This window comes from Mesorhizobium sp. P3_A9, assembly GCF_056402975.1.
Window position 1 is genome coordinate 1 of sequence record NZ_JBFUGJ010000245.1, and the last position, 9189, is coordinate 9189.

At 64.4% G+C, this 9189-nt stretch carries 9 protein-coding genes; 5 read left to right on the forward strand and 4 right to left on the reverse strand.

Annotated elements, in window-relative coordinates:
• On the forward strand, positions 1-521 hold a 521-nt coding region (locus AC1DX0_RS25460; RefSeq protein WP_477357258.1), incomplete at its 5' end, for a zinc-binding dehydrogenase.
• Positions 522-695: 174 nt separating this feature from the next.
• Here the strand turns inward: AC1DX0_RS25460 and AC1DX0_RS25465 are convergent.
• The 3 genes from AC1DX0_RS25465 to AC1DX0_RS25475 all read right to left on the reverse strand — a co-directional run bounded on the left by AC1DX0_RS25465 (position 696) and on the right by AC1DX0_RS25475 (position 2022).
• Positions 696-1196 (reverse strand): DUF2285 domain-containing protein, encoded by a 501-nt coding sequence (locus AC1DX0_RS25465; RefSeq protein WP_477224619.1) that lies wholly within the window; start codon positions 1194-1196, stop codon positions 696-698.
• Positions 1197-1251: 55 nt separating this feature from the next.
• The gene (locus tag AC1DX0_RS25470) at positions 1252-1446 is read right to left on the reverse strand and encodes a transcriptional regulator domain-containing protein (protein WP_477224620.1); all 195 of its coding nucleotides are present in this window, start codon (positions 1444-1446) and stop codon (positions 1252-1254) included.
• Positions 1447-1575: 129 nt separating this feature from the next.
• Positions 1576-2022, reverse strand: coding sequence for a hypothetical protein (locus AC1DX0_RS25475; protein WP_477224621.1), 447 nt, complete (start codon positions 2020-2022; stop codon positions 1576-1578).
• A gap of 343 nt (positions 2023-2365) precedes the next feature.
• Between AC1DX0_RS25475 and AC1DX0_RS25480 the strand changes: the two genes are divergently transcribed.
• Positions 2366-2641: a helix-turn-helix transcriptional regulator gene (locus tag AC1DX0_RS25480; protein WP_280739588.1), complete on the forward strand. Its 276-nt coding sequence runs from the start codon at positions 2366-2368 to the stop codon at positions 2639-2641.
• A gap of 43 nt (positions 2642-2684) precedes the next feature.
• On the opposite strand, the gene AC1DX0_RS25485 is transcribed toward AC1DX0_RS25480, so the two are convergent.
• Positions 2685-3011 (reverse strand): DUF736 domain-containing protein, encoded by a 327-nt coding sequence (locus AC1DX0_RS25485; RefSeq protein WP_113190782.1) that lies wholly within the window; start codon positions 3009-3011, stop codon positions 2685-2687.
• A gap of 556 nt (positions 3012-3567) precedes the next feature.
• On the opposite strand from AC1DX0_RS25485, the gene AC1DX0_RS25490 reads away from it, so the two are divergent.
• Genes AC1DX0_RS25490 through AC1DX0_RS25500 form a run of 3 tightly spaced genes read left to right on the forward strand, consistent with a single transcriptional unit; the run spans position 3568 to position 9024 of the window.
• Positions 3568-4320 (forward strand): ImuA family protein, encoded by a 753-nt coding sequence (locus tag AC1DX0_RS25490; protein ID WP_477223392.1) that lies wholly within the window; start codon positions 3568-3570, stop codon positions 4318-4320.
• Positions 4235-5755: a DUF6504 family protein gene (locus tag AC1DX0_RS25495; protein WP_477223393.1), complete on the forward strand. Its 1521-nt coding sequence runs from the start codon at positions 4235-4237 to the stop codon at positions 5753-5755. The genes AC1DX0_RS25490 and AC1DX0_RS25495 overlap by 86 nt, the downstream gene beginning before the upstream one ends.
• Positions 5752-9024: an error-prone DNA polymerase gene (locus AC1DX0_RS25500; RefSeq protein ID WP_477223394.1), complete on the forward strand. Its 3273-nt coding sequence runs from the start codon at positions 5752-5754 to the stop codon at positions 9022-9024. Before AC1DX0_RS25495 ends, AC1DX0_RS25500 begins: the two co-directional genes overlap by 4 nt.
• Positions 9025-9189: the final 165 nt, after the last annotated feature.

Below are 9189 nucleotides of genomic sequence, written 5' to 3' on the forward strand. Positions count from 1 at the left end.
GGGTCGGCCAGTTGCTGGTGCAATGGGCACGTCATCTCGGCGCGACGGTGATCGCCACTGTCTCGAGCGATGATAAAGCCCGGATCGTGGAACGGCTCGGCGCCCATCACGTCATCGTCTACTCCAGAGAGAATTTCGCAGAGGCCGTCATGCATCTGACCGGCGGCAAGGGCGCGGATGTGGCCTATGACGCCGTCGGCAATGACACGTTTGGCGGGTCGCTGGCGGCTTTGGGCGTTCGTGGCCATCTCGTCAGTTTTGGCCAAGCTTCAGGACCTGTGGGGAATTGGGACATTGGCAGGTTCTCTTCGAAGTCGATCACCATTTCCCGCCCGAACTACGCTCACTACACGGACAGTCCTGAGAAGCTGGGGCCTCACGTAAACCGGTTTTTCGCCGCTTTGCGCCAAGGTGTGATCAAGATCGGCGCGCCCAGGCAATATGATCTGGCGCGGGCTGCCGACGCTCATCGCGACCTCGAGGCTAGGAGGACAACCGGGGCACTTGTGCTGAGGGTGTGATAGTACTGCTCCCGGTGCCTTCTGCAGGCGCTCTCAAGGTCCGCTTTTGACGAACGTCGAATTGGGCTTTGACGACCGATATGAGGCGCAAAGCCGCCATTCTTTTCAGGATTGAGAGTAGGCGTCAGCTTGGAGACAGCGCAAGTAAGTGAACAACGCGACCGGCGGCACTCGTCAGAGATGCCGTCGCCGCGCGCGCAGCAATTGGCGATAGCCGCGCTCGACCATCCTCAGCCCATCGCGCACGAGGCGATACGTCTGGTAGCGAAAAGTGGAGTCATGCCAGTCGGCGGCGCTGACCAGCCGCGAACCGAACAGGGCGGTCGCGACTTCAAAATGGGATGCCTGCTGGGCGCGGCCATCAAGGCATCGCAGCATGTGGCCTAGGCGCCGGCGCTGGGCCGTGGTCAAGCGGGCGTCAGGAAGATGTTGCCTATAGATAGAGCGGATGAACCGCTCGATCGCTTGGAGCCGGTCGTGCGCCATGTCGTCGAGCGGGATGATGGCGGCAAGTGGTTCGCCTGGCTTCGCGTCGCCGAGAAGCGCCAGTTGCGTTCCGCCCGGCGAAGAGCGCACGTGAAGGCCGACTTCATCACGCTGGCCTGCGGCCAGCGGAACGTCGAGGGCGCTGAACTCCCGCGCTCGCAGATCCGGCGGAACTTCGACGAGGTTCACAACCCCAGGGTCGATCTGAGGCGCCCAATAGACGGGCTGCTCGACTGCGGATTGGTCAGGCCTGGCGGCGAAACTGCAACCCCCAGCGCTTGCGTAATGCGCGCATCGCCTCATCGGAGCGAGAGGCGGCGAAGTCCTGCTGATACTGGGGATTGCGTCGCAGGAACTCCCAGGCAATCGCATCGGCGGCGGCGGCTTTGACGAATGCATATGCTTGTGGGTCACGCCACTGCGATGTATCCGGCTTCATCCGCATCCTTCCCTTGTCACGGATTTGATAAGGGGACGCGGCGTTGAGCGAAATCCTTGGATTCCGTCATTGACGAATGGACGAGGAGATATCCCGGCGACGAAAGATCAGGCCGGGCTTTTGTGATGTCTACTGGCTTGCGCCTTGCAGTGTCTTGAATGTGTCCGTCCAGGCGCGATAGGCCTCATCATTGCCCTGGCTCCATTCGCTGAAGGCGCGCCAGGCGGCGAACGATGATGCAGGCTGCTCGAACAGCGAGCCGATCGAGTGATCGCCTGCGGGCCAGCCGGTAGGCTCGTCGCTTATCGTTTCATGCGTGAGGCGCCGCAGATCGGCCAACGCAGAGCGGATGTGCGGCAGCGGAAATTCGCAAAGGTCGGTGTTGTCATTCGCTTCCCGAACGACGACCGCAAGCTTGGCGATCACGCCCGCCAAGGATTGAGCAGGTGTCGCCGCAATCTCGGCCAATAGGGCGTCAGCCTTTTCAGCGTCATCCTGCTCTTCCTCGAGGAAATCAGGCCAGTGGCGGTCGGCGCGAACCCTCTCCCCGCGCCCAATCATTTCGCCGACAGGCATGAGCGCGCCGCACTCCAGGACCCCCTCCTCAGCCTGCTGCTGCCGAACGCACGAGGCCAGCATCGCAACGTGAACGTCAATCCAGGCAAGGGATAGGAGAAGTGCTGGATCGGCCGACGGCTGGTTTTCGCCAATTGATGGGTATTGTGAAGCTGCCTTATCTCCACTCACCGGCGCCTCCCGTTCTCACCCGTGACGAAAGGACAATTGGTAGCTATCGTCAGAATCAATGAAGATCCTGAGCTATCAACGTCGTCGCGTAGTGGGGCCGAGCGAGGCTATTTCGCCAGACCTCATCAATGACTTCCGTTGGGTGGCATACTAAAAGCGGCTTTTTTGACCTATGTCAACCAAAAAGAACGATATTGAGAGTGATGCGATCTCTGTTCAGCAGTGTCGTGCTGCACGAGCCATGCTCGGATGGAGTCAGGGCGACCTAGCCGAGGCAGCGGCTGTTTCCAGAACTACGATAGTAGACTTCGAGAGGAGTATTCGTATTCCGCACCGAAACAATCTAGCTGCGATCCGCCGTGCGTTTGAGACAGCGGGAATCGAATTCCTTGCGGAAAATGGCGGCGGCGCGGGCTTACGATTTGCGCGACGGTCTGATCAGACCTAGAGAACTCTCGCCCGGCGCGATTGCCAGGCGAGAGGATCTTCATTCATTCGCCGTTGCGGCGGTTGGGGCGGGACCAGATGAGGCTGTGGCCCTCGCCTTCCTCGTCGGCGAAGAGGTTGGCGTAGATCGGAGCGGTGAAGCTCGGATCGTCCAGCTTGAGCCCAAGATAGTCGCGGCCTTCGTTGGAGCGCTTGGACCAGGCGGCGCCGATTTCGGCCTTGCCGACYACCACGCGGTGGCTTGGAGCGTTTTCGCCGCTGGCCCGGGTGTCGGGGACGATGCGTACGCCCTTGGCCTGGACGCTGAGGGTGACAATCTCGCCGGTGAACTCGTTCGCATTTGTCTTCTTGAAAGTGCCGATGGTAGCCATTTTCAGTCTCCGTTCTTCGTTTCCGAGCCCGCACCATGCGACCTCGATGGCGATCGCGAGGCCGAAGGCGACCGCCGCCGCATCGCTTGCGACCGAAGCAAAGCGGAGGATGGCGCAGGCGCGCGTTTCTTGGTTCCGCGAGGAATGGGCTTTGCCCAGGGGAAGAAACGCGCGACGCGCCATTGCGGCATAGGCGATCGAGGCTTCAGCCGTCCTTCGGCCAGATCAGCCCGTTCGAGAGGTCGTTGGTGCGCTCGGCGAAATGAAGGGGAGGCAACGGCGGCATCGGTGGCTCAGAGACAAACCGAATTGGTTCGCCARGACGTCAGCCTACAATAGCTAGCTCAGCATCAAAGCCTTTGCCCACCCGGTTCCAGCTGCATGCGGTGGCGTACAGCGAATGTCTCATTTGCTCCGTTCGCGTGATTGGAAGCAGCGTGTCGTGTCTAAAGCGGCGGCCCAGCAGTTGGTCCATACCCACTTGACTCCCATTCTCTTATCATAGAACAAATAGAGAACCTGCTTACATACGCTTTTTTGGAGATCAACGATCATCTTGCGGCCGGAGCCCGCCATCGACGCCTTGCGCGCGCGGATCGAGAAGATCGAAGGCCGGAGCCGGCGCGCCAGATCGGTGCTTCCTTTCGGGATCGCCGAACTGGATTCGCGCCTTCCGGGCGGCGGACTGGCGCTCGGCGCGCTGCATGAAATCGCGGGCGGCGGCAACGGCGCCATCGATGGCGCGGCCGCCGCGCTATTCGCCGGCGGCGTCGCGGCGCGCACAAGAGGCAAAGTCTTATGGTGCATCACCCGTCCCGACCTGTTTGCACCGGCGCTGGAGCAGGCCGGCCTGAAACCGGACCGCGTCATCTATGTCGAGGCCGGCGACGACAAGACAATTCTCGCTTGCATGGAAGAAGGCATCCGGCATGGCGGGTTGGGCGCGGTCGTCGGTGAAGTCGCGCGCCTGACGATGACGGCCTCGCGGCGGCTCCAGCTCGCCGCCGAAGAGGCCCATACGATCGGCATCGCGCTGCGAAGATGGCGGCGGCAGACGGAGGCGGTCGATTTCGGCCAGCCGACCGCCGCGATGACGCGCTGGCGCATCTCGGTCCTGCCCTCGGCGTCGCTGCCGGTGCCAGGCGTCGGCCGGCACCGATGGCTGGTCGAGTTGATCCGCGCCCGCGCGGGCGAGAGTGCCGATTTCGAATTGGAGGCGTGCGATGGCACGGGTCGTCTCGCTGTTCCTGCCGACTTGGCCCACCGACCGGGTGCGGCGGAAGGCCGGCGACGCCGCGCCGCCGGCTGACGCCCCGCTCGTCCTGATCGGCCGCGACAAGAACAGGCTTGTCGTGCTTGCAGCCGACGCCGCGGCACTCGCGGCCGGCCTGCGTCCCGGCATGCCCGTGACGAAGGCGCAGGTGCTGGTGCCGGGCCTTTCGATCCAAGACGCCGACCCGCAAGCGGATGCCGAGGCGCTTGAGCGGCTCGCCGTCTGGATGCTTCGTTTTGCACCGATCGTGGCGCCCGATCCGCCCGACGGGATCGTCATCGACACGACAGGCGCCGACCATCTTCATGGCGGCGAGGCCGCCATGCTCGAGGGCATGGTCGGGCGTCTGGCGATGTCGGGCATTGTCGCCCGCGCGGCGATCTCCTACAGCTGGGGCTCCGCGCATGCGTTGGCCCGGTTTGGCGGCCAGCCGATCCTCATCGCACCGGCCGGCCACAGCCAATCCATTGTCGAACCGCTCGTGCTCGAGGCGCTGCGGCTCGCGCCTTCGACGGCGACCGAGCTGCGCATGCTTGGCTTTCAACGGATCGGCGATCTCCTGGAACAGCCACGCGCGCCGCTCGCCCTGCGCTTCGGGCCGGAGATCGGCCGCCGTATCGATCAGGCCCTTGGCAACATCGCGGAACCGATCAACCAGGTTCGACCGCCGGACATCGTCGAAGTCCGCCGTGCCTTCGCCGAACCGATCGGCGCGGCCGAGACAATTGCGCGCTACATCGGCAAGCTCGTGGTCCAGCTCTGCGAACTGATGGAACGGCGCGGCCTCGGCGCGCGCCGTCTCGATCTCATCTGCCAGCGCGTCGACAGCCAGGCCCAAGCTATCCGTGTCGGCATGGCAAAGCCCGTCCGCGAGCCCAAACGGCTGACCCGGCTGCTTTGCGACAAGATCGAGACCATCGCGCCCGGCTTCGGCATCGAGACGATGATTTTGGCGGCGACTTTGGCCGAGCCCCTGGAGCGCAGTCAGGTCGAGAGCTCCTTCGTCGAGGAGAGCGTGCCCGATATATCCGACCTCATCGATACGCTAATGAACCGCGTCGGCGAACGCGCGGTCTACCGGCTTGCACCCGTTGCCAGCGACGTGCCGGAGCGTTCGGTCGGCAAGATCGCGGCGATGGCCGCCGATACCTGCGCGGGCTGGCCAGGCCATTGGCCACGGCCATCGCGCTTGCTGGCGCAACCCGATCCGGTCGAGACGGTGGCGCTGTTGCCCGATCATCCGCCGGTGTCCTTCACCTGGCGCGGGGTGCGCCGGCGCGTGAAGCGCGCAGACGGTCCGGAGCGGGTCTTCGGCGAATGGTGGAAGCGCGACGCCGAGCTGGTGGCGGTGCGCGATTATTTCCGGGTCGAGGACGAAGCCGGCGAGCGCTATTGGCTCTACCGCGCCGGCGACGGCGAGGATGCGGCGACGGGCTCGCACCGCTGGTTCCTGCATGGGGTGTTCGGATGAGCGACGTCCGTTATGCCGAACTGCAGGTCACCTCGCATTTCAGCTTCCTGCGCGGCGCGTCCTCTGCCGAAGAACTGTTTTCGCAGGCCGCTCTCCAAGGCATCGAGGCACTAGCCGTCGTCGATCGCAACAGTCTCGCCGGCATCGTTCGCGCCCATGAGGCCGCCAGAACGACGGGCGTGCGCCTCATCGTCGGCTGCCGGCTTGACCTCAATGACGGCATGTCGCTGCTGGTCTACCCGACGGACCGCGACGCCTATTCCCGCCTGTGCCGGCTGCTCTCGCTCGGCAAGGGACGCGCCGGAAAGGCGAAATGCCATCTGGAGTGGAGCGATGTCGTCGCCTACGGCGAAGGCCTCATCGCCGTGCTTCTGCCAGATCTGGCCGATGAAACCCTGGCGCTGCGCCTGCGGCATCTGCGCGAGACATTCGGTGATCGGGCCTACATGGCGCTGACGCTCAGGCGCCGGCCCAACGACCAGCTTCGCATTCACGACCTGGCAGCGCTTGCCCTCAAGATGGGGGTGCCGGACGTCGTCACCAACGACGTGCTCTTCCACGAGCCAGGACGTCGCATCCTCCAGGACGTTGTCACCGCAATCCGCCACAACATCACCATCGACGCGCTCGGCGAGCGCCGCGAGCGGCATGCCGACCGTTACCTCAAACCACCGCAGGAGATGCACCGGCTTTTCGCGCGCTATCCGGATGCCCTGGCACGCACAATCGAGATCACCGACCGCTGCCGGTTTTCCCTGGATGAGCTCGCCTACCAATACCCAGAGGAGCGCGATGACCCGTCGCTGACACCGCAGCAGGCGCTCGACAAGCTGACCTGGCAGGGCGCCGCCGCGCGCTACCCCGAGGGCGTGCCGGACAGCGTCGTCGCGTCGCTGCGCCACGAGCTGCGGTTGATCGAGAAGCTCGACTATGCGCCCTACTTCCTGACCGTGAATGCGATCGTGCGCTTCGCGCGGTCGAAGGACATCCTGTGCCAGGGTCGCGGCTCGGCCGCCAATTCGGCGGTCTGCTATGTGCTCGGCATCACCTCGATCGATCCTGGCCGCAACGACCTTTTGTTCGAGCGTTTCGTCTCCGAGGAGCGCCGCGAGCCGCCCGACATCGACGTCGATTTCGAGCACGAGCGACGCGAGATCGTCATGCAGTGGGTGTTCGACACCTATGGACGCGACCACGCAGCCTTGTGCTCAACAGTGGTCCGCTACCGCACCAAGGGAGCGCTTCGCGATGTTGGCAAGGCGCTCGGCCTGCCGGAGGATCTCATCCGCACTCTGTCCGGTCAGGTCTGGGGCTGGTCCGAGGAGGGCGTCGAGGACCGTCATGTCGAGGATCTCAACCTCAACCTCGCCGACCGCCGCCTGCGGCTGACGCTCGACCTCGCCCGCCAGTTGATGGGCGCCCCGCGCCATCTCAGCCAGCACCCCGGCGGCTTCGTGCTCACCCATGACCGTCTCGACGACTTGGTGCCGATCGAACCGGCCAGCATGAAAGACCGCCAGGTGATCGAATGGGACAAGGACGATATCGACGCACTCAAATTCATGAAAGTCGACGTGCTGGCGCTCGGCATGCTGACCTGCATGAAGAAGGGCCTCGATCTTCTCGCTGACTGCAAGGACATCCGGCTCGACCTTGCGACCATCCCGGCCGAAGATCCGCGCACCTACGCCATGATCCGGAAGGCCGATACGCTCGGCACCTTCCAGATCGAGAGCCGGGCGCAGATGTCGATGCTTCCGCGGCTGAAGCCGAGGACCTTTTACGATCTCGTGGTGCAGGTCGCGATCGTGCGCCCCGGTCCGATCCAGGGCGACATGGTCCATCCCTATCTGCGCCGCCGCGAAGGGCTGGAGCCGGTGCATTACCCGAAGCCGGAGCTCGAAAAAGTGCTCGGCAAGACGCTGGGCGTGCCGCTGTTCCAGGAACAGGCGATGCGCGTCGCCATCGAATGCGCCGGCTTCACGCCGGGCGAAGCCGACATGCTTCGCAAGTCGATGGCCACTTTCAAATTCACCGGCGGCGTGTCGTCATTCAAGATGAAGCTGATCGAGGGCATGGTGGACAATGGATACGAGCGGGCCTTCGCCGAGCAGACCTTCAAGCAGCTCGAAGGGTTCGGCTCCTACGGCTTCCCCGAAAGCCACGCCGCGTCCTTCGCGCTGATCGCCTATGCCTCGGCTTGGCTCAAATGCTGGCACCCGGACGTGTTCTGCGCGGCGCTGCTGAACAGCCAGCCGATGGGCTTCTACGCGCCGGCACAGATCGTGCGCGACGCGGCCGCGCACGGGATCGATATCCGGCCGGCCTGCGTCAACGCCTCGCGATGGGACTGCACGCTTGAGCCCGTCGCCGACGATAGCCGCTTCGCCGTCCGGCTCGGATTGCGCATGGTGCGTGGTCTGGCCAACGCCTATGCAAGCATGATCGTCGCCACGCGCGCCGATCAGCCTTTTGGCTCCGTCGATGATCTCTGGCGGCGCGCCGGCGTGCCGCAGGCTGCACTTGTCCAGCTAGCCGAAGCCGACGCGTTCCGGCCAGCACTTGGTCTCGCGCGGCGCGAGGCGCTCTGGGCGATCAAGGCGTTGCGCGACGAGCCGCTCCCCCTGTTCGCGGCCGCATCGGCTCGTGAGGCGGAGATGGTCCCGGAGATCAATGAACCGGCGGTGGTGCTTCGGCCGATGACTGCCGGCGGCGAGGTCGTGGAGGACTACCGCCACATCGGCCTGACGCTGCGCAGCCATCCGATCTCCTTCCTGCGCGAAGACCTTCGACGCCGGCGCATCGTTTCTTGCGCCGAGGCGATGGAGGCGCGCGACGGCCGATGGCTGGAAGCGGCCGGCATAGTGCTCGTCCGGCAGCGCCCTGGCTCGGCCAAGGGCGTCATGTTTATCACGATTGAGGACGAGACCGGCATTGCGAACCTCGTTGTCTGGGCGAAGGTGTTCGAGCAGCACCGGCGCACCGTTCTGTCGGCCGGCATGGTCGCGGTGCGGGGCCGCATTCAGCGCGAGGGCGAAGTGGTTCACCTCGTCGCACGGCGCATCACCGACCTTTCCGCCGAATTGGCGAGCGTCGGCGAACGCGAGGGGAGCTTTCCCGTGCCGCATGCTCGCGGCGACCAGGTGCGCAATGGCGGCTCGGGGCCTGATCCGCGCGAGCTGCCGCCCAAGGGGCTGCGCAGCCGCGACATCTACATCCCGGACCTGCACATCGACAACATCAAGGTGAAGACGCGGGATTTCAGATGACACAGATTCTTGCCCGGCTCAGGCGTCACCACTGCCAGAGCGCTCTATTACGACCATGCCGTGCATCACTTTTTCAGGTAGCTCTTGGGGCCGCTGTCAGTGATGCAGTAATGGCCGCCGCGGGGCCCGGTGCAGAAGTGTCCGTCCCGGCAACTGCACTCGCCC

Excerpts from the sequence above, each read along its gene's own strand:
- AC1DX0_RS25470 (WP_477224620.1), bottom strand. The coding sequence starts at position 1,446 with ATGAAGCCGGATACATCGCAGTGGCGTGACCCACAAGCATATGCATTC.
- AC1DX0_RS25475 (WP_477224621.1), bottom strand. The coding sequence starts at position 2,022 with ATGCCTGTCGGCGAAATGATTGGGCGCGGGGAGAGGGTTCGCGCCGAC.
- AC1DX0_RS25480 (WP_280739588.1), top strand. The coding sequence starts at position 2,366 with ATGTCAACCAAAAAGAACGATATTGAGAGTGATGCGATCTCTGTTCAG.
- AC1DX0_RS25495 (WP_477223393.1), top strand. The coding sequence starts at position 4,235 with ATGGCACGGGTCGTCTCGCTGTTCCTGCCGACTTGGCCCACCGACCGG.
- AC1DX0_RS25500 (WP_477223394.1), top strand. The coding sequence starts at position 5,752 with ATGAGCGACGTCCGTTATGCCGAACTGCAGGTCACCTCGCATTTCAGC.